The sequence below is a fragment of the Ravibacter arvi genome (genome assembly GCF_039540405.1).
Lineage (GTDB): Bacteria > Bacteroidota > Bacteroidia > Cytophagales > Spirosomataceae > Ravibacter > Ravibacter arvi.
In genome coordinates this window covers 156,235-178,258 of sequence record NZ_BAABEY010000012.1, presented here as the reverse complement: position 1 = coordinate 178,258, position 22,024 = coordinate 156,235, and the positions used below count along the sequence as shown (strand labels likewise).

Annotated in this window: 12 protein-coding genes; 10 read left to right on the top strand and 2 right to left on the bottom strand. The window is 52.5% G+C overall.

The features are described 5' to 3' along the window. Positions 1-75: 75 nt before the first annotated feature. The 9 genes from ABD852_RS06555 (at position 76) to ABD852_RS06515 (ending at position 16,813) form a co-directional block, all read left to right on the top strand. Positions 76-708, top strand: coding sequence for an RNA polymerase sigma-70 factor (locus tag ABD852_RS06555; RefSeq protein ID WP_345027419.1), 633 nt, complete (start codon positions 76-78; stop codon positions 706-708). Between the two features lie 138 nt (positions 709-846). Beyond that, entirely contained in the window at positions 847-1,899 is a 1,053-nt protein-coding gene (locus ABD852_RS06550) for a FecR family protein (RefSeq protein ID WP_345027418.1), read from the top strand. 174 nt (positions 1,900-2,073) lie between these two features. Next, a complete protein-coding gene (locus ABD852_RS06545) occupies positions 2,074-5,478 on the top strand; it encodes a TonB-dependent receptor (RefSeq protein ID WP_345027416.1) in 3,405 nt (1,134 codons plus the stop codon). 115 nt (positions 5,479-5,593) lie between these two features. Beyond that, complete coding sequence (locus tag ABD852_RS06540) at positions 5,594-7,051, top strand: RagB/SusD family nutrient uptake outer membrane protein (protein WP_345027415.1); 1,458 nt, start codon at positions 5,594-5,596, stop codon at positions 7,049-7,051. Positions 7,052-7,055: 4 nt separating this feature from the next. Next, positions 7,056-9,164 (top strand): CehA/McbA family metallohydrolase, encoded by a 2,109-nt coding sequence (locus ABD852_RS06535; protein ID WP_345027414.1) that lies wholly within the window; start codon positions 7,056-7,058, stop codon positions 9,162-9,164. Between the two features lie 33 nt (positions 9,165-9,197). Further along, the gene (locus tag ABD852_RS06530) at positions 9,198-10,802 is read left to right on the top strand and encodes a sulfatase family protein (protein ID WP_345027413.1); all 1,605 of its coding nucleotides are present in this window, start codon (positions 9,198-9,200) and stop codon (positions 10,800-10,802) included. Next, on the top strand, positions 10,792-12,717 hold the full coding sequence (locus ABD852_RS06525; protein ID WP_345027410.1) for a sulfatase family protein: 1,926 nt from the start codon (positions 10,792-10,794) through the stop codon (positions 12,715-12,717). Before ABD852_RS06530 ends, ABD852_RS06525 begins: the two co-directional genes overlap by 11 nt. 19 nt (positions 12,718-12,736) lie before the next feature. Then, positions 12,737-14,245 carry a sulfatase family protein gene (locus tag ABD852_RS06520; protein WP_345027407.1) on the top strand — a complete coding sequence of 503 codons (1,509 nt, stop codon included), beginning with the start codon at positions 12,737-12,739 and terminating at the stop codon, positions 14,243-14,245. 57 nt (positions 14,246-14,302) lie between these two features. After that, positions 14,303-16,813, top strand: coding sequence for a phosphocholine-specific phospholipase C (locus ABD852_RS06515; RefSeq protein ID WP_345027405.1), 2,511 nt, complete (start codon positions 14,303-14,305; stop codon positions 16,811-16,813). A gap of 6 nt (positions 16,814-16,819) precedes the next feature. Here ABD852_RS06515 and ABD852_RS06510 read toward each other — a convergent pair whose 3' ends face one another. Both ABD852_RS06510 and panD read right to left on the bottom strand, forming a co-directional pair. Further along, positions 16,820-19,732 (bottom strand): outer membrane beta-barrel protein, encoded by a 2,913-nt coding sequence (locus ABD852_RS06510; protein ID WP_345027402.1) that lies wholly within the window; start codon positions 19,730-19,732, stop codon positions 16,820-16,822. Positions 19,733-19,902: 170 nt separating this feature from the next. Next, positions 19,903-20,253 (bottom strand): aspartate 1-decarboxylase, encoded by a 351-nt coding sequence (panD, locus tag ABD852_RS06505; RefSeq protein WP_345027399.1) that lies wholly within the window; start codon positions 20,251-20,253, stop codon positions 19,903-19,905. A 233-nt stretch (positions 20,254-20,486) separates the two neighbouring features. On the opposite strand from panD, the gene ABD852_RS06500 reads away from it, so the two are divergent. Then, complete coding sequence (locus tag ABD852_RS06500; RefSeq protein ID WP_345027395.1) at positions 20,487-21,956, top strand: Gfo/Idh/MocA family protein; 1,470 nt, start codon at positions 20,487-20,489, stop codon at positions 21,954-21,956. Positions 21,957-22,024 lie beyond the last annotated feature (68 nt).

The following is a 22,024-nucleotide window of genomic DNA, read 5'->3' as shown; positions in this document are numbered from 1 at the left end:
ATTTAGCAAAGTTGTTTTTATCCGGTATTTTTAGAAAGTTTACGGCACCTTTTTGTTATATAAGGAAACCCCGCTATGCAGGATACTGTTGTGCCCGATGCTGAGCTTCTGAAGCACCTTGCCATGGGGGAGGAGTATGCACTTCGGGCTATTTATAAACGCTACTGGAGCAGGTTGTACGACTATGTGGTACAGCGGGTAACGCTTCAGGGGATCGCCGAAGAAATTGTCCAGGATATTTTTATCGATCTCTGGCGGAGACGGAATGCGCTTGAGATAGAGCGATTTGAAGCTTACCTGTTCAGGGCGGCAAGAAACCGGGTCATTGATGTTATAAGAGCCAACCAGGTCCGTAAGCACCATGAAGAGGCTTCTGACGGGATCAGGTCGCTGGAAAGCCAGGGACTGGACGGAGAAGAAGCCCTCGCCTACGAGGAGCTTCAATCGGCGATACAAACCGGTCTCACATTGCTGCCGGAGAAGACCCGGGAGATTTTCAGGTTGAATCGCCTGGACCAGATGTCGGCAAAGGAAATTTCCGTCCTGACTGATATCCCGGTACGTACCGTAGAGTACCATATCACTTTTGCGCTGCGGACAATGAAAGAGCACCTCAGGAGATTCCTGATCTGTTCTGCCGCATTAACCGCCGCTGGTTTCGGCGCCGAAAGTCTGCTTTTGGCGATAGCCGGATTAATCCCGAAATAGAGCCCAAACAAGGAATTGTATTTATTGTGCGAAATGGTGCGAATTCGAGGAGCTTTCTGTAATTTTTCAAAGATTCGTCTGGCAAAGTTGCGGTGCTGGTGAGCGAAAGCCGACTTTCTTCTAAATCAGGAAAGAGAAATGAAATTGTCGGGTGGGTTCATAAAGTTGTTAAAACGATACCGTGAGGGGAGGTTGCCCCGGCATATCCGGGAGGACCTGGATACCTGGCACCGGCTGTTTTCGGCTGATACGGAAAAACAGGATGAGAGAAAGGAAATAGAAGACAGGATCTGGGCCGGAATTGAAAGAGGAACAAGGTTGACGGTAGAAAATGGCACAAATATACCGGACAGGGTAGGAACCGGGGCGTGGTGGAAAGCCGCAGCAGCCATTGTCCTCGTAGTGGGGGCTACCGTATATTTCTATAACAAGTCTTTCGGAAGCCAGGACGTTTTGCCGGGACAGACGGCAAAAGCGGAAGCCACAGCCGGCTGGAAGGTGGTAAGCCATGACGGACCGGAAAGCAGGGAAGTTTTTCTTCCTGACGGCAGCAAAGTGGTTCTTCAGCCAGGTGGAAAGCTGCGTTATCCGGCGGTTTTTTCTCCCGGCCAGCGTGAAGTGTTCCTGGAAGGGAGCGGTTTTTTTGATGTCAAACGGGAGGTTGACCGGCCGTTTGTTGTTTTCAGCGGGCAGGTGCTAACCCGTGTGCTCGGAACCAGCTTTACGATCAGGCCGGTGGCTGCCGGCGGCACGGAAGTCGCGGTGGTGACGGGTAAAGTAACGGTGGAAAAGGCGACACCGGACGATAAAAGGGAAGGGAAAAACCGGGTTATCCTTACCCCCAACAGGAAGGTAACCTTTTTTAACCAAAGCGAACATTACGTAACAGGTCTTGTGGATGAACCGAGACTGGTCTCCGATGAGACGGAATATCTCTTGCCGGGCGCCTTCAATTTCGATGAAACGCCTTTACACGCGGTAATCGAAAAGCTCGAAAAAGCCTACGGCGTAGAAATAACAGTTAGCAATGACGAAATATTGGAATGCCCGGTAACGGCCGACCTGACGTCGGATAACCTGTATGAAAAAATGGAAATTATCAGTGCTGTCCTGCAATCCCGCGTTGAGGTGAACGGCAGCACGATTCTTCTTTCAGGAGGAGGTTGTAAAAAAATAAACGCTAAACCTTAAACCCGGTTACCTATGCCATAAATTTTTCTTAACAAAAAACTTAAAAAAATGCCGGGAATGCACCACCATCCCCGGCAGATAACACCCCCGGAAAGTATCCGGCTATCTCTCTTTGAGAAAAAAGAGACAGGAGAGTATTATGTCAAATCGTCCAAGATTCAACCAGACAAAGGAATGGAAAAACCAAGAAAACTCATAACCAGGTGGGGTATCCTTATGAAAATATCAGTCTTGCAACTGTTCATCGGGTTCGTTACGGCAGCCTATACCTATGGGCATGAGGCAAAGGCCCAGGAACTGCTCGCCAGGCCCGTAACCGTCCACTTTGTAAGTGTGGACATAAAAACGGCTTTGGCCGAGGTGGAGAAAAAGGCGAATGTGAAGTTCGTATATACATCAAGGTTAGTGCCGCTCAAACGGAAAGTTACGCTTAAAGTGGTGAACAAAAGCGTCTCTGAAACGCTGGATGCCCTGTTCGAGCCCGACCGCGTAAAATACAGCATCGTGCGCGACCGTATCCTCATCAGTGTGGAAGAACCGGGAAGCACTCTTGAAACCCCTTTGAGAAGTATGTCGGACCCGGCAGCGGAAAAGCAGGTGAAGGGAAGGGTAACCGACGAAAAAGGCGACGGCCTGCCCGGTGTCAATATTGTGGTAAAGGGATCGCAACGCGGTACGATCAGCAATGTGGACGGGGCATTTGAGATTTCTGTGCCCGAGGGATTTGCAGCACTAACGTTTTCTTTTGTGGGCTACGAAAGCCAGGAAATTGAAGTCGGATCCAGGACATTTGTAGAGGTTGCACTGAAAGTCGACCAGAAGAGCCTGGAGGAGGTGGTGGTCGTGGGGTACAGCTCCAAGAATATGAGCGAGCTTTCCAGTGCTGTTTCGGTCATTAATGCCGATAAATTAAAAGGCGTAACCACTCCCAGCCTCGGGAATATGCTCCAGGGTAAAGCGCCGGGGGTTATCGTCTCTTCGGCGAGCGGCCAGCCCGGAGCGGCCCCCGCGGTCAGGATCAGGGGTACCGGTACAATTTCGGCCAGTGCCGATCCGCTGTATGTCGTCGACGGGGTGATCGGCGGTACGGCCAACCCGAATGATATTGAGTCGGTCACCGTTTTGAAAGATGCAGCTGCCACAGGCCTGTATGGCTCCCGGGCCGCAAATGGGGTGATTGTTATTACCACCAAAACCGGAAAAGCCGGCAAGACAAAAATTAACCTGAATACGGCAATTGGCAGCAGCAGCGTGCTGAGGGGCAAGTTCAGGATGATGAATTCGCGGCAGTACTATGACTACTCGCTTCCGATGTACACGGCGGATTATGACGGTAAACGGGCTTCCTATATAGCGGACCTTCAGAAAACCAACCCGAACCCTACCGACGCGCAGATTCAGGCCTGGCTGGAGTCCAAGAAGTTCCCGACGACGCTGGATGGATATCTCAATATCAATTTCCCATCGAGCCTGCTGGATCATGATACGGACTGGAGCGACCTGGTATACCGCAACGGGCTTACCCAGAATTATGAATTGTCGGCCTCAGGGGGAAATGAAAAAACCAGGTTCTATGTCAGCGGTAATTACTATGATGAGGAAGGTAATATGACCAATTCGGACTATAAGCGTTTCAATGTCCGCATGAACCTGTCGCACCAGATTAATGATAAACTGAGTATTTCGGGCCGTGTGAACGGGAAAATGGACTACACTACCTTTGACTACTCGGGTGAGCGCGGCGGGGCCTGGACTACTTTTTACAACCTGCCGACGGACTACCCGTACAATCCCGACGGGTCAGTAAGGGTGGGGACGGAGCCGGATTGGTTCGGCCGGGACCGCTTCAATTTTCTTTTCCCGATGCAGTATAATTACAGCCTTGCGCGGTCTACCGGCGTACAGGGCGACTTTGTCCTGAACTACGCGATCAACGATTTTCTCAGTTTTTCCAGCACCAACCGGGCAGATCTGGGCAATACCAGGTCGGAGATTTACGATGATCCCAGGACATTGACCGGCGGCATTCGGAATGGCTTGTTAACCAATGGCACCGGTTATAGCCAGTCATTGCTGAACTCGAACCTCCTTAAAGCCAATAAAAATTGGGGGCAGCATACTTTAAGCGGCCTGATCGGGATGGAATTTCAAAGCAACTATGGAGAAAATGTGCTGAGCAGCGGCGGCGGCGTACCTGCGGGGTTGGGTATCCTGGACGTAGCGGCGGTTCCGGTGAGTGTGGGCGGAAACAAATACAAGAGCAATTTCAATTCTTATTTCAGCCAGGCAGACTATAGTTTTGCCGATCGCTATTTCCTGACGGCTTCTGTCCGGCGGGACGGGTCGTCCAAGTTCGGCAACCGCAATCAGTATGGTAATTTCTGGGCGCTCGGCGGATCCTGGATCCTCTCCAACGAAAAGTTTCTTGCAGGGAACAGTACTATTACGTTCCTGAAGTTCCGCGGCAGCTACGGCACGACCGGTAACGCCAACATTACCGATTTCGTAACCAGGGGACTCTATTCGTTCTCGCAGCAGTATGCCGGTATTTCGGCGGCTATTCCGGCGCGCTTGTCCAATCCGGACCTGACCTGGGAAAAAGCCTATATAACCAACCTCGGCTTCAACCTGGGGCTGTTCAACCGTATTACGCTAGCGCTTGACCTCTATCAGCGCGATACCAAAAACCTGCTGTTCGATGTGCCGCTGTCTTCGGCCGCCGGTTTCTCGACCCAGATCCAGAATGTGGGGTTTATCCGGAACAAGGGGATTGAACTGGATGTAACATCGGTTAATTTTTCGTCGGGCGGATTTTCCTGGGAAACCAATTTTAATATCGGGTTTAACCGGAACCGGGTGATGGAGCTCTACAAGAACCAGGATATTGACCTCGGTGTCAGGCGGGTTATTGTCGGGAAGCCGCTCGGTACCTGGTACATGCAGAAATGGATGGGCGTGGATGCACAGACAGGATCGCCGCTTTGGGAAAAGCTGACTTACGACGAGTCCGGGGCTGTCGTGAAAAAGGAAAACACATCGAACTATAATGAAGCGACCCGCCAGGTGGTAGGAAAAAGTATCCCCGATTTTACCGGCGGCTTTAACAATTCTTTACAATACAAAGGGATTTCGCTGGACTTCCTGTTCTCATTTGTGAGCGGTGCCGACGTGTACGAGAGCCTTCGTGAGAACCTGGGCGCGGACGGTGCTTATCCCACTGTGAACAGTGTGGTGCTGCGGCCCGGAGAATCGTACTGGAAGAACCCCGGAGATCAGGCTACTCATCCAAAAGCCATTCTCGGCGGAAATCTCAACTCGAGCAAAGCCTCTTCACGGTTCCTGCTGGATGCCAGCTATATCCGGCTCCGGAACGTGAGACTGGCTTACCAATTTCCCGAAGCGATTCTCAAAAGGCTGGGGCTGGGGCAACTGTCGGTATACGGGACCGGTGACAACCTGCTCACCTGGACACCCTATACAGGAATGGATCCGGAGGTCGGTTTCGAAGCCGGTGCAACGGGCCTTGCCAAATATTTTAACAGTAGAAAATTATTGTTCGGAATTAACATAGGTTTCTAAACAGCCTTGAGCTTTGAGGCGTGAGGTTTGAGGGGGCAGCTTTTAATATCCAAGCCATCCTCGTACTTCAAAGCAGCCTGCCGCAGGCGCTCATTGCTCAAACCTTTTTACACAAATGAAAACACTCATTCGTAATATCAAATTCGCAGCATTGGCAATTATCCTGCCGGCTTGCGACCTTTCCCTGGAACCTTATAACGGGAAAGATGCCTCGACAATGCTGACGACTACGGACGGCGTACGCACTGCCACCCTGGGGAATTACAGTATCGTCAAACACGTCAATTATGCTAAGTTTTATCACCAGCTCGCCGAGTATCCGAGCGATAATGTGACATTGAGCGGCGCCACCGGCGATAACCTTTTCTATGCGTACAATTATAGACACCTTGAATCGATGAACCAGACCAATAATTTCTGGCGCAAGGCGTATGAAGTGATTTATGGTACAAACAAGATCATTGAACAGGTAGGAGAGGGCGTGTCGCCGGAAAGCGACCAGTTGCTCGGCGAGAACTATTTTCTGCGTGCAATGGCTCATTTTGACCTCGTTACACTTTTTGCCAGGCCTTTTACCCAGGATGAGGGCAAGGGGCCGGGTATTATGATCCGGATTGATACCGAGACAAGTGCGCTGCCGCCCAGGAGTACGGTTGCTGAGGTTTACAGCCAGATTATTGCTGACCTGGAAAAAGCCGGCGGGTTGATGGCATCCACTAAAAACAGCAGTTTCGCCTCGAAAGAAGTGGCAAAAGCGCTCCTGGCACGGGTGTACCTGTTTAAAGGGGATTTCCAGAAAGCCGTTGCGATGTCCGATGAGGTGATTGCCTCGAAACGGTATACGCTCCTGGATACCGAGACGTACAAGAAGTATTTTACGATTTCCAACGAACAAAATCCGGAGACGATTTTTGCCATCAGGCACACCGTTAGCGACGACCGGGCAAAGGCTTCAATAGGGTCCATGTACGACGGAACAGCCGGGCTGGGATGGGGGGAAATGTATACTTCAGAAACGTACCGGGCCGTGCTGGACAAGCATCCGGAAGACGTGAGGCATAGTTTCTCCGGGCCGGTGTATATTACAGACGCTTCCGGCAAACAGGTGTTGGCTACACGTAACGGTATTCCCAAGTATTTTATTTACAAGTATTCCGGCCAGGATGGAATTCAAACACTAAGCTCCCCCGTATACCTGCGGCTGGCGGAGATCTACCTCATCAGAGCCGAAGCCTATGCCCACCTGGGGCAGGAAGAAAAGGCGCTGGAGGATGTCAATGTGATCAGGAAACGGGCCGGGCTGGCAAATTCTCTCTATAGCAAAGGTAGTCTCGGTGGCCATGAATCGGTTTTGGATGCCGTACTCGAGGAGAAGCGGATTGAGCTTGCGTTCGAATGCCAGCGGAAATTTGACCTGTTCCGGAATAACCGCGCGTTGGTTCGGAATTACCCGGGGTACCACCTGTTGAGCGGGCAGACAACCCAGGTGATTGAACCCAACGATCCGCGGGTAGTCTATTTTATACCGCAGCAGGAAATTGTGCTTAACCCCAACCTGGTTCAGAACCCCTGAGCGTATGCCGGCTGAAGTCTTTCTTGGTTTTAATGCACTTTGGCACCGGGTACGGCGGACCGTCAGGCTGGCGGCGGCCGCTTTGTTCATATTGTATTCGGGCGAAGCCGCGGGGCAAACTGTTTTTGCAGCCCAGGAAAAATTTCACCTGCGGTATGGCAACCGGGAGCAATGGGCGGACATTGGCAGAGGGTTGCCCGTTCAACCCTATCTTGAGCTGGTGTTTTCAGTACCCGAATCTTCCGGCGATTTCAGTATGTTTATACGGCAATACGGGGTCATGCACGATTGGGTGGTGGTGTTGAATGATTCGCTGATCGGGAAGCTGGAAGTCGACGAAAAAGAGATCGTTACGGCGTTTTCACTGGCGCCCGGAATCCTTTCCCCGGGCAAAAACAAGTTGCGCATCGCTGCGATGGTAAAAGCACCCTATACGGATCTGCCCAATGATATCCTGGTCAGCGACATAATTATTGAAAAAGGCAGGCTGCCGGAATTACTGAGTGAGTCGGAACTGGAGCTGGAGTTGACAGACCGCCTTTCGAAGTTGCCGATGCCGGGCCGCTTTACAATTGTCGATCGAAACGGTGGGTATGTACCGTTGGGTATTTCTGCCGGAACCGGCCTGGCACTGCGCCCCGGCTTTGTCTACACGGCCGATGGAAAAGCGACAGTGCCGCTTCGGGCCGGCACCTACACCGTTTATGCTACGCGCGGGTTTGAATATGGAGTTGATTCGTCAACAGTGACTGTCGAAAAAGGAAAAACAGGGAAACTGCATTTACGGATTGCCAGAGAGGTAGAAACATCCGGGCTGGTGAGCTCCGACCCCCATGTTCACACCTATTCCTATTCCCGGCATGGCGATGCGACCGTTGCCGAGCGCGTGGTTACCCTCGCCGGTGAACACCTGGAAATGCCGGTGGCTACCGATCACAATGTATATGCCGACCTCAGCCAGGCAATTGATCAGGCCGGCGTTGGCAACCGGTTTACGGTGGTCGACGGAATGGAACTGACCACCCGTGTCGGTCACTTTAATATTTTCCCGGTAGACCGGTCCCGGCCGGTGCCGGACTACGGGGCAACTGATTGGACGCAGGTAACTGCGACCACAGCGAAGATAAAGGGGCTACAGGTGATGGTATTCAATCATCCCCGGGATATCCATGCTGGCTTCCGGCCGTTTGATCCGAAGTTGCATGTAGCCGCTGCCGGCTGGAACAGAAACGGATGGGAAATAGCCGGCAATGCCATGGAACTGATTAATTCGGGTGCACATCAGTCGCAGATGATGCGGCCCGTAGAAGATTGGTTCGGGCTGATCAATAGTGGCAGGGCTATTGCGGGCGTCGGTTCGTCCGATTCGCACACGGTAAGCCGCTACCTGGTCGGACAGGCGCGCACCTACGTCCGGGGAAATGACGAATTGCCAGGTAATCTGGATACCAAAACCCTGCTCAGGAATTTCGCAAAGGGGAGAACCATGGTGGCTTTTGGCCTGCTGACCGAGATTACGGTTAACCGTTCCGGGCAAGCAGGCGACACCATCCGGGTCGGTAACCGGGAAGTGGAGGTAAAGGTGCAGGTGTCCGGGCCTTCCTGGGTATCGGCAGATTCCGTCGCGCTGTATGCCAACGGGGTCCTGATCAGGGAAGCGGCTATAGGGAACGGAAAAAAAGCCGGGTTAAAAAGCGGGCAGACCTGGCGGCTGCCGGCTTTGGCGCATGACGTTTTCCTGGTAGCAGTGGCGTGGGGCCGGGGAGAAAGAAAGCAACCTTACTGGCAAATTGCACGGCCTTACCAGCAGTCGTCGCCGGCCTGGAACCCGGTTGTGATGGGAATCTCCGGTGTGGTTTACGCAGCAACCGGAAAGACCTGGACCAGTGCGGGAGCCTATGCCCGAAAACTGGTGTCTGAATACGGCGCACAGCCACGGATTTTATTTCACAAAGCGAGGAAATTTGACCAGGCCGTTGGGATACAGATCGGGCGCCAGCTCCATAAACGAGGCGTCGCGCTCGATGAAATAGTTCGCTCGGCCGAAGAGCCGGATCGACCGGTAATGGCTGGCGTCCGGAGGTTTTGGAAAGAACTGGAGCAGCCGGATTAAAATAGCTTAACTTTAAACAAAACTAACCGAAATATGGCTCGAGGAACCCATTTGATATTCCTGTGCCTCCTGGTGATTGCTGCGGGGCATGCGGCAGCTCAGGCGGCCAACGGGAATGGCGGGAAGCAAAAAGCTCCCAATATATTGTTTTGCATTGCCGACGATATGTCGTTCCGTTTTCTGAATGCTTATCACAAAACCCCCTGGCTTCAAACCCCTGCCTTCGATTATGTAGCGAGAGAAGGGGTTTTGTTTGCCAATGCCTACACGCCCAATTCAAAATGCGCGCCGTCCCGCGCGTGTATCCTGACGGGCAGAAATCCGTGGCAGCTTGAAGAAGCCGGGAATCATGTCCCTTATTTCCCTGATAAATTTGTGACCTGGATGGAGGCGCTCGGTGACAATGGATACCGTACCGGCTTTACCGGGAAAGGGTGGGCGCCCGGGAAGGCCGGCAACAGGAACGGGAAACCGCGTCAGCTGACAGGACCGCTATACAACCAAAAGAAAATCACGCCTCCCACACCGGCAATGTCAAACATTGACTATGCGGAGAACTTCAGGGAATTTCTTTCTGAGAAACCGGGAGAACAGCCCTTTTGTTTCTGGTTCGGGGCAGCGGAACCTCACCGCGGCTATACCTACGGCTCGGGTGTTTCGGTAGGGGGTAAAAAAACAGCGGATATAGCTGAAGTTCCGCCATACTGGCCGGATAATGAGGTGGTACGGAATGACCTGCTGGATTACGCGCTCGAAGTAGAATATTTTGACCGCCAGCTGGGCGCGATTCTGAAACTCCTCGGGGAAGCAGGAGAGCTGGAAAACACGATTGTCGTGGTTATGTCTGACAACGGGATGCCGTTCCCGCGTGTGAAAGGAAATGTATACGAGTTTTCGAACCACCTCCCGCTGGCGATGATGTGGAAAGGAAAAATGAAGAGCAAAGGGCGAACTGTAACGGACTACGTCAGCTTTATTGATTTTGCGCCGACTTTCCTTGCGGCTGCCGGCGTTGATGCCGGAAAGACAGGCATGCAGCCGGTACAAGGGAGATCCTTGCTGCCGCTGCTCCTTTCAGACGACCATAAGGAGGCCGGTCATCGGCGCAATTTGGTCCTGCTCGGGCGCGAACGAACTGACGTCGGGCGCCCGGACGATGCGGGTTTCCCGGTACGGGGTTTGGTAAAAGACGGGTATTTCTATCTGAAGAATTACGAACCTGCAAGATGGCCGGCAGGAAATCCGGAGACCGGGTATCTTGATTCGGATGGAGGGCCGACCAAAACCGAGATCCTGAATCGCAAGCGACATAACGGAAAAGATACTTTCTGGGATCTGTCGTTTGGCAAGCGTCCTTCCGAGGAACTGTACCAATTGACGGAGGATCCCCACGGAATGAAAAACCTGGCGGCGGATGCGGCGCATCTGAACGTGTTAAAGAAATTGAGAAACGAAATGGAGGCAGCCCTCAAAAAGCAGGGCGACCCGCGTATGTTCGGAAAAGGCGCAATTTTCGACCGCTATCCTTATGCAGAAGAAGCTACTGCCGATTTTTACAACCGATGGAAAAAAGGGGAAAAGTTGAAAGCCGGTTGGGTCAGTCCGTCAGATTTTGAGGTTTCCGAATATGAGAAATAGCTATAGGGACACGTTTTTTTGGTTTTCAGTCCTGGCTTTGACAAGCCTGTCGGCGGCCTATGCGGCAGACGACAGACCCAATATCTTGTGGGTGACCATTGAAGACACTTCCCCGGAATTTATCGGGAGTTATGGAAATCGAAATGCCAAAACGCCGGTAATGGACAGGCTGGCTGCCGAAGGGTACCGTTTCACAAATGCCTTCTCAACCGGATCGGTATGCTCGCCCAGCCGCACCGCGCTCATCACGGCCGTCAAAACTTATGAGGCCGGTACGGGGCATCACCGGAGTAAAGTCCCGCTGCCTTCATTTGTGAAAGGGTTTCCGTACTACCTCCGTCAGGCAGGTTATTTTACGGTCAATAATAAGAAGACCGACTACAATATCGCCGGGGAAAAGAATTTCATCGCTGAGGCCTGGAATGAATGCGACGCGGCGGCCGATTGGAGTCATCGCCGTCCGGGACAACCTTTTTTTGCAGTATTCAACTTTGAGGACTCGCATCAGTCCCGTACCATGACGCTCCCTTACACGCGTTATCAGAAGCAAGTCCTGGAACAGCTTGAGCCGGCTATACGCACTCCGGACGAAGGCTTTGACGTTCCGCCCTTTTACCGGGACAGCCCCGCCATGCGGAAGCAATTGGCGAGGGTGTATAACTCCATCACCCTGACAGACCAGAAAATCGGCCGGTTGCTGCAGCGGCTGGAAAACGAAGGGTTAAGGGAAAATACGATTATCTGGTTTTTCGCCGATCATGGCGAAGGAATACCGCGCGGGAAAACCAATAGTATCGATCTCTCGTACCGGGTTCCCCTGGTGGTTTGGTTCCCGCCGAAGTACCGCCACCTGTCACCCTGGGGGGCGCCCGGGAGTACGGTACAGGAACTTGTCGATTTTCAGGATTTCGGACCGAGTATACTGAGCCTGGCCGGGGCAGAGATCCCCGGGCAGATGAAAGGTAGAGCTTTTTTGGGGAAGGCCAGGAAAACACCGCCATCCTACTGTTTTCTTTCCAGCGATCGCTCTGACAACAGTACTGACCTGGCACGGACGGTGACCGACGGCAGGTTGGTTTACACGCGGAATTTTATGCCCTTTCTGCCCGAAGTACGGTATATCCGCTACATGGAAATAGGCGAAATCAAACAGGAAATGCGAAAGGACCGTCGTGACGGCAGGCTGAACGCCGTTCAGGCTTCTTTGTTTGCAGCCCGTCCCCCAGAAATGCTGTATGATTTAAGCCGGGACCCGTGGGAGCTGAAAAACCTGGCGGAAGATCCCGCCTACCGGAGCGTGAAAGAGAAAATGCGCGCCGCTTTGCAAAAAGAACTGCAACAGGCGCGCGATGTGATGTTTCTTCCCGAGTACGCTATTTCCGGCCTGCCTGCCGGTACGACTCCCTACGAGTTCCGAAAGGACGCAAAGAAGTACCCGGCTGACCGGATCCTGCAGGCAGCCAACCTGTCCGGGTTCACGGATCAGAAATCATTGAAAGCGCAAATAAAGCTGCTTGGCGAAGCTGATTCCGTCAGGCGGTATTGGGGCCTCATGAGTCTCTGCTCGTACCGCAAGGGAGGACTCGACATCTACAGGCCGCAGTTGGAGGCTGCGCTTCAGGACACTTATCCGCCGGCGGCAGTCCTCGCTGCGTGGTTGTGCTACCATCACTGGGGCCGGCCTGCAGCCCGGGAAAACCTGGTCAGTTTCATTAAGTCAGAGAACCAGGACATTGCATTGCTCGCGCTTAACATGCTTTTGTACACTCCGGAAAAGTCTGTTTTTGTGGGTGCCGTTGAAGAAGCCTACCAAAAGACAGACCGGTTTAAGGTACCGTACAATGTAAAGGCGGCGTGCCGGGACTTCCTGGGAAGCCTGGGATTGATTGCGAATACGTTTGAAAATGCTGAATGATAGCTACCTGATCAAAACCATGAAATACCTCAGATTAAACCTACAGGAGTGGTTCGCGGGAGCCGCCGTGTGGCGTGTACTTTTCGCATCGATATGTGCCGGTATATTGCCGGGCACCATCGTTGCCCAGGCAGAGAAACGTCCCAATATTCTCTGGATTGTAGCAAATGACATCGGGAATGAGCTCGGTTGCTATGGCAATAAGCTCATTCATACGCCGAACCTCGACCGGCTGGCAGGAAAAGGAGTTGCCTACCGTAACATGATCACGGCCGGAGCGGTGTGCTCGCCAAGCCGGTCTGCTTTTATTACCGGGATGCATGCCGTCAGCATCAATTGCCATAACCAGTTTCCCAATAAAAAAACAAAGCTCCCCGATGGAATTACCCCGTTGCCCCTGCTGATGAAGGCAGGTGGCTATTATGTTGCCAACACGGGCGGCGTTGCGATGAAAGGCCCTTATTATACCGGGTATAATTTCGAGCATGACCCCGCAGCGCTGTACGACGGGTTCGACTGGAGCGGCAGGAAAGAAGGACAGCCGTTTTTTGCCCAGGTGCATCTGAAGCTCTCCCACCGTCCGTTTGAAAGAGACCCGGAGCGACCGATTAATCCCGATAAGGTGGTGGTCCCGCCTTACTACCCCAATCATCCGATGGCCCGGCAGGATTGGGCGATGTACCTGGAAACCGTGCAGCTGCTGGATAAACAAGTCGGGGCGATCCTGCAACGACTCAAAGACAACGGACTGGAGGACAATACGGTGGTCTTTTTCTTCGGGGACCACGGTCATCCGCACATTCGGGGAAAGCAGTTCCTGTATGACGGCGGCGTTAATGCACCGTTGATTGTTGCAGGCCCCGGTATCCGGAAATCGGGTGTGAGCGACCGGCTTGTCAGCAACACGGATCTTGCAGCCGCGACGCTGTCGCTGGCCGGCCTTCGTGTTCCGGCGTTTATGCAGGGCCGGGATTTCCTGCAGGAAAATTCGGTTCCGAACACCTACGTTTTTTCCTCCAGGGACCGGTGCGACGAAACTCTTGACCGGATTCGCATGGTCCGGACCAGGGAGTTTAAGTTGATCCGGAATTATTTCCCGGAGCGCCCCTATACGCAGTTTAATGCCTACAAGAAGACTTCGTACCCGGTTCTGACGTTGATGCAGGTGCTGAAAAAGCGCGGTGAACTCACCCCTGTTCAGGCGCATTTTATGGCAGACACGCGGCCTGAGTACGAGCTGTACGATTTGCGCAAAGATCCCTTTGAGACGAAAAATCTTGCCGGAGACCCGTCTTACGCCAAACAGTTGAACACCCTTAAGCAGGTTCTGGAAAACTGGCTTGCGGAAACCGACAAGGGACCGTACCCGGAATCCGCCGAGGAAGTCAGTTTCGCCCGGGCCAAAATGCAGAAAATGTATGACGATCAGCTGACGGCGGCAGGCTTGCCGAAGGAAGTTACTGACGAACAATACCTGGCTTACTGGGAAGCGGTCTTTCGCCGTTTTTTCCCGGTAAAAGAGCATTGAATAAACCTCGCCGGAAGCTCCACAGTAGGAAAAAAGTACAGGCAACTTTTCATTTGTATGGATTCAAGAAGAGCGTTTTTAAAAAAAGCTGCCCTGCTGACCGGTGGGGCAGGCATGATGAATTTTTTGCCTGAATCGGTGCAGCGCGCCATGGCGATTCACCCCGACCCGGGCTCCACTTACCTGGACGCGGAGCATGTCGTGATCCTGATGCAGGAAAATCGTTCATTTGACCATGCATACGGCAGGCTCCAGGGCGTACGCGGCTTTAACGACCCCCGTGCCATCTCTTTGCCTAACAAGAACAAGGTATGGTTACAGACCGATAAAAAGGGAGACACCTACGCACCCTTCAGGCTCGATATTAAAAATACAAAAGCTACCTGGATGCACGATCTGCCGCATTCCAGAGAATCGCAGGTGGATGCCTACAACGGGGGTAAATATGACAAATGGCTGACTTCCAAACGGTCGGGGCACAAGGAGTATGCTGAAATGCCGCTTACCCTCGGTTTTTATGACCGGCAGGACATCCCTTTTTACTACGCATTGGCAGATGCATTTACCGTTTGCGACCAGAACTTCTGCTCCTCCATGACGCCCACCCACCCGAACCGCTATTATTTATGGTCGGGGACGATACGTGAACATCCGGATATGGACGCGCTCGCGGTCGTGCGGAACAGCTATTTTTCAATCAACAAGCCGGTCAGGTGGAAGACTTTTCCGGAGCGTCTGCAGGAAGCGGGTGTTTCCTGGAAATTCTACCAGAACGAGGTCGGGGCCATCATGCAATTTCACCCGGGGCTAGGCTCCTGGCTGAGTAATTTCGGTTGTAACCCGCTGGAACGATTTGCCCAATACCATGTTAAATCTTCCGGGGACTATATCCGTTATGCCGGGCTGGAGGCTGAAAAGCTTAAAAAAGAACTGCTGGAATTGAAAGGCAAACTGGCGACTGCCTCCGGAGAGGAAAAGGCAAAGCTTTCCAAAAGTTATGAAAACCAGGCGGCAGTGCTCGAAAAATACGAAGCGGATCTGGCCCGGTACAGCGAAGAAAATCTTAAAAAGTTCTCCGCAGCGGAACGCGATCTGCATGCCCGGGCATTTGTATCGAACCGGGAAGATCCCGATTACCTGAAGCTAAGCACTATTACTTACGAGGAAAACGGCGAAAAACGAAGGGTCCAGGTACCTAAAAGTGATATATTTTACCAGTTCAGGAAGGATGTAAAAGAAGGCCGGTTGCCCGCGGTTTCCTATCTCGCTGCGCCGCAAAATTTCTCCGATCACCCTTCGGCGCCCTGGTACGGGGCCTGGTATGTCTCCGAGACGCTCGATATCCTGACGCAGAATCCGGAAGTGTGGAAAAAGACGATTTTCATTTTGTGTTATGATGAAAATGACGGCTACTATGATCACGTTCCGCCGTTTTCGATTCCAACTCCCTTTAAACCCGATTCGGGGAAGGTTTCCGAAGGTATCGACATCAAGGCGGAATATGTGACGTTGGAGCAAGACCAGTCGCAGGTACCGAAAAGTAACGCCAGGGAAGGTGCTATCGGTCTCGGTTTCCGGGTACCGCTGGTGGTTGCTTCGCCCTGGTCGAGAGGAGGTAAAGTATGCTCGCAGGTGTTCGACCATACTTCTATTATCAGGTTCCTGGAGGAATTTGCCAGCCATAAATCCGGGAAAAAGGTAAAGGAAACCAATATAACGGAATGGCGAAGGACGATTTGCGGCAATATCAGTTCACTTTTTCAGCCGTATGATCCCTCGACCTACCGGAAACCAACACCCGTGAACCGGGATGAAATCGTAACAACCATTCACAAGGCGCAGTTCCGGGATACTCCTTCAAATTTCAGACCGTTGTCGGCAGATGAAATTTCCGAAATTAACAGGAATCCCGCAGCTACCGCTTTGCTGCCCGCCCAAGAGAAGGGCACCAGGCCGTCGTGTGCCATTCCGTATGAGCTGTATGCCGGGGGGACTCTTTCTAAGGACAGGAAAACATTTGAAATATCGCTGTCGGCCGGAAATGCTGTTTTTGGTGAAAAATCTGCCGGAGCACCGTTTATTATCTATGCGATACGCCGGTACAAAGGCGAAGAGCTCGCCGTATGGAATTTCGCCGTTAAGGCAGGCGATACTTTGAAACAAACCTGGAACCTGGCTGATTTTGATGGTGAGGAGTATCACCTCAGGGTATATGGCCCGAATGGATTTTTCAGAGAATTTGCCGGTAGTGCAAGAGACACGGATGCAACCGTTTCCTGTGCCTATGTGCAGGACAAAGAAGGCAGACTTACAGGAGACCTGGAGGTTACGGTACGCAACGGGGAGGCAAAGGAAATTTCTGTTACGCTGGTTGACAATGCCTATGGCCAGCAGCCGGTGGGGTTGAAGGTCCCGTCCGGTGGGCGCTCATCGGCTCGGTTGAGACTTGACAAAAGTCACAACTGGTACGACTTCAAGCTACGAATGGATCAGTCGGTCAAACGGTATGCCGGGCATGTGGAAACAGGCCGGGAAAGTGTAACCGATCCGTTTATGGGGCGAAGCTGACGGGCATCAATCGCCTCCTGGCCCACCGGCTCCCCCTCTGAATCCGCCGTCCCCGTTGGGGAACCGGCCTTCGCGGCTGCGGCCCTCGCGGCTGCGATCCTCATTTTCAAAAGAAGGGGCCGGGGCAGCCGATTGTCCGCCGCCAAAGTTTCGCAGGTTGTAGGTGAAAGTGAGCATTGCATAGCGGGTCAGAACCCGACTGATTACGTCCTGTTGGTAGGTTTCGGTAACGTCGCGGCTAATGCTGTTATTTTGTCCGAGAATGTCAAATACTGTGACTTTGAGTTCGGCGGCGTTGTTTTTGAACATTTTCTTGCCGAAACCGGCATTCCACAGCGTGAATTGCTGGTTAAACCCTTCGCCAAGCCCGCGATACGACTGTCTGCCAATATCAGACTGCAACACAAAACCTTTCCCGAAAATCCAGTTAGCCCTGGCGCCCAATGACTGTGAATAGTAGTTGTTGTTGGACTGCTGCTGGATGCTGTTTTTGACAATATTGTAGTTGCCGCTATAGGAAAGCGAAAAGTCAAGGTTCTGGCTGATGTTGCTGCCGAGTACCAGTCCCTGGCTGAGCGCGTAGGTGTTCGAAAGGTTCCGGACGTTGTTAATCATACCGGGAATACGCTGATAAGTTGCCCCGGAATTAAGGTTAATGTTAAGTTTCCACGGCTTTATCGGCATTCCGTAGGTCAGGAAGCCGCGCAGGCCATAATTGCCGTTGATGTTTACCGGCGCCGTAAATTGCGCGCCTTGCTGTAACAGCAGGCCGTTGGGTAGCTCCATAGGCGCCTGTGCAATAATGGTCGCATTGGTAATATAGTTGTCGACCGTGTTTCCGGAGACCATGGCGAAAAGGTTGTGACCTGTTTGCTGGAAAACGGTATTGAACCGTATGCTTACCATGTGCCGGTACGATTGTTTGAGGTTGGGGTTTCCCGCCGACATAAACAAGGGATTACTGTTGTCGATCACATTCTGCAACTGGTTGATCGACGGCTCCTGGGTAGAGGCACGATAGAACATCCGGAAGTTGGTACCGCCCCGTTTCCTGTACATCAGCATGGCATTCGGAAGCACGTTGAAGAACGAATTGTCTACTTTGTTGCGGCCGGGAAACACCTGTTGACTGAAAAGATTGGCATGCTGGAAGTCCACGCCGGTGCTGAACATCAGCCCCGACTTTGAGCGGATCCGGTAGCTGAGCCCGCCGCGCTGGGTGGTATACCGGTTGTCAAAAGTATTGGAAAGCAGGGAGTCGATGCGGGTATAGCCCGACGTGATTTCATCGTGGTGAAAGGTCTCGCTTTTCGAATTGTTATTGCTTACAGAAACGTTATAACCAAACTGGAGTTGCCCGGTTTTACCGATCGGTTCCGTATAGTTGGCGTTTGCCGCAAAGCGGATTCCTGAAGTTTTGTTTTCCGAAACCTGGTCAATGGTGTCACCGGGATTCTGCAAATTTGAAAGGTACCGGTTGAGTGAGTTCAGGCTGCCCTGGCGGTTGCGGTTGTTAATGGCCGAGGTAAGGTCGACGGAAAACGTCCGGCCGGCTTTGGCAAAACGGTGCCGCCAGAGAAGGCTGTTGTTGAGGTTGAACGCGTTTGTTTGGTTAAGCCGGTGGTTTTCGGTGAGGTTGATAAGCGATCCGTCTTCCTTGAGCGATGTTACACCGCGCCGGTCGGTTGCGCTTTCATTATTTTGGAAGCTGAGGCTGGGAGAAAAAATCAGTGAGTTACGATCGTTTATTTTGTGCTCCAAACGAAGGTTGAACCGATGATTCAGGTTGAGGTTCCCGGTGGTACTCGAGTCGTTGTAAAGCTGGTTCCCGCGTGAAAGAAAAGTTTCCCGGCTGGTGATCTGCGTATTGGCATTACTGGCCCGGTTAAAAAAGTAACTGGCGCTTACTTCGGTTTTCTTTCCCCACGTGCCGGTGTAGTTGAGTCCCAGGGCTGTGGTATTGGTGATCCCATTTTGTTGTCCCACCATAAAATTGTCGGCGCCGCCATTGCCGCGCCCGCCTCTGCCGCCGCGCCCGCCGCCACTGTTGCCGAGCACACCCGCAATGTCCTGAGAACCGAAGTTTTGCTGGTTGATGTTGTTGCTCAGCCCGATCATAGAAATGCGGTGCCCGCTGCTGAACATATTTACATTGCCGCCTGCCATAAAGCGGTTATCCAGCCCGTAGCCGGCAAAGATTTTTCCGAATTGTCCTTTATTGCGATCCGCGCGGGTGACGATATTAATCGTTTTCTGGGCATTTCCGTCGTCGAATCCGCTGAATTGCGCCTGGTCGGTTTGCCGGTCGAAAACTTCAATTTTATCTACAATTTCGGCGGGAAGGTTGCGTAGAGCGAGCGTTGCGTCGTCCCCGAAAAAGGGTTTTCCGTCAACCAGTACCCGTTGTACATTCTCGCCCTGGGCTTGTACCTGGCCGTTTTCGACGGTAATTCCCGGCATTTTCCGCACCAGGTCCTCCGTTGTGGCGTCGGGGTTGACTTTAAATGCAGCGGCATTGAATTGGGTGGTATCGCCCTTCTGCTGCGACTGTTCGATTGTGCCCACCACCTTCACTTCCCGTAGCATTTTTGCGCCGGTTTTCATCCGGATGGTGCCCAGATCCAGGTGAGAGTTGGTCACAGCGATCTTTCGCGAAATGGTTTCGTAACTCAGGTTGGTAATGAGCATCTCATAACGGCCGGGACTGACGCCGGTGAACGAAAAGCCGCCGTTGATGTCCGATGCAGCGTAGACCGGTTTGGTAGTGTCCGCGGCGGGGGTCAGTTTAATATAGGCCCCCGGTACGCCGCTTTGGTCAGTTGAATCTTTCAGGGTCCCGCTCACCCGGAAGCTTTGGGCCGTTAGTTGTGTGGCCGCGAAAAAAAAAGTCAGCAGAAGGGTAAAGCGGAAGGGGCGCATAAGCGTTAGGATTAAACTGTATACGCTTAGAGGCGCAATTCCTCAGGAAGTTTAAGGCCAGTGCCGGCATTAAACCTGTCAACCGACCAACTGGAAGCTTTTATCGATCAATAAAAGCCTAATGACGACCAATCGGGAAGCCCACAGAGGTGCTCCTGCAGTCCCGGGGTCTAGGAAACGAGTTTGTTGTGGCTATCCGGAAATACGATCTTCGGCCGGAACACGGCAGCCTCCTCCTGGCTCAGTGTGCCATACGCAATAATGATAATGATGTCGCCGACTTCTGCGCGTCTTGCGGCAGCCCCGTTGAGGCAAATTGTACCGGTACCCCGCTCTCCTTTGATAACGTAGGTAACCAGGCGTTCTCCATTGTTATTGTTAACAACGTGTACCTGCTCATTTTCGATCAGGCCCGCAGCATCCATCAGGTCCTCGTCAATGGTAATGCTTCCGACATAGTGCAATTCCGCCTGGGTAACTTTAACCCGGTGGATTTTGGATTTCATTACGGTAATTAACATTTCTTTTGAGTAACTGTTGAACGAACTGAAATGAAGACGCAAAAATATAGTCTGGTCTTGGAATTGCTAACACCAATCGGCAGATAATAGTGCCGTTAATTTTAATTTCGCTCCATAGCCGCCATTGAAAATTTTGTAATATTGGGATTGTAATGACCTATTCCGTTAGGTCGGGGCAGGTCCGGCCCGGAGCCAGAATTTTATTTTTAACAATATTCCGAGTTTTCAAACCGATGAAAAAGAAGTACGAATTTGAGCCGGTAAGCCGACGTAGCTTCCTTCAAAAGGGTGCGGCGGCCGCAGTTGGCAGTTTCTTCATTGTGCCGAGGCACGTTTTGGGGAAAGGGTTTATTGCACCAAGCGACAAGCTGAATATTGCCGGAGTGGGAGTAGGGGGGAAAGGCAGTGGTGATGTTCAGAACGCCTGGAACAATGGGAAGGAAAACATCGTGGCACTCACCGATGTAGACTGGAAGCTTGGTGCAAAGTGCTTCGACAGGCACCCCAACGCAAAAAAGTACAAAGACTATCGCAAGATGCTCGATGAAATGGGTAAAGACATCGATGCCGTTATCGTGTCAACACCCGATCATACCCATGCCATAGTTGCACTTACTGCCATGGAAATGGGCAAGCACGTGTATGTACAGAAGCCGCTGGCCCACAGTCTCCATGAAACCAGGGTGCTGACCGAAGCCGCCAGAAAGTACAAGGTGGTGACGCAAATGGGCAATCAGGGGGCTTCCAACCCGGGCCAGCTGCAAATATTGGAATGGTTTGACAAAGGGTTGATCGGTCCGGTTCACGAAACCCATATCTGGACGAATCGACCGGTATGGCCGCAGGGAATTCCGTTTCCGACCCAAAAGGAAGCCGTCCCTGACTATCTTGACTGGGATCTGTGGGTAGGGCCGGCCGAGTGGGTTGACTACAGCCCGGCCTGGCATCCATTCAAGTGGCACGGCTGGTGGAACACCGGGACCGGCGCACTTGGCGATATGGGCTGTCATTTGATCGATTCGGCCTTCAGAACCCTTCGCCTGGGCTATCCGAGCGAAGTTGAGGCCAGCGTCGGACAGGTCTTCATCAAGGACTGGTCACCTGAGTATATCCCGGAAGGATGCCCGCCGTCTTCGGTGATCCAATTGAAGTTTCCTGCAACCAGTCATAACAAGTCTGAGGTGAAAATGAGCTGGTATGATGGTGGAATCCGCCCCTTCCATCCCGACCTGATCCCGGCGAATGATCCTATCGGGGAAGACGACAGCAGCAACGGTGTCCTCCTGATCGGCTCCAAAGGCGTTATTTCGTGCGGCACCTACGGCAGAAATCCTGTTTTGTACCTCAAAGGAGGTGAGAAACGGACCATGCCTGAAGGAGCGTTCAAGAACAAATATTCCGATATGCCTGAGTTCGGGCACCAGGTTTCCTGGACAGACGCTTGTAAGGCCGGATTTAACAGTCAGGCACACAAAGCGCTTACCTCGTCCTTTGATTATTCCGGCCCGTTGACCGAGACCGTTATTATGGGGAACCTGGCCATTCGCAGTTACAACTTCCGCGAAACCAAAGCGGACGGGAAATTCGCATTCCCGGGGCGTAAGAAACTGCTTTGGGATGGCAAAAACCAGCGGATTACCAATTTCGAACCGGCTAACCAGTTTGTGAAGCGGAAATACCGCGACGGCTGGAAGCAGGTTTAGCGAACGGAAACGCTGCAGCTTCACTGCGTTTCGCCCGGCGTGACGGTCAAAGTCATCCGGGCGGAACG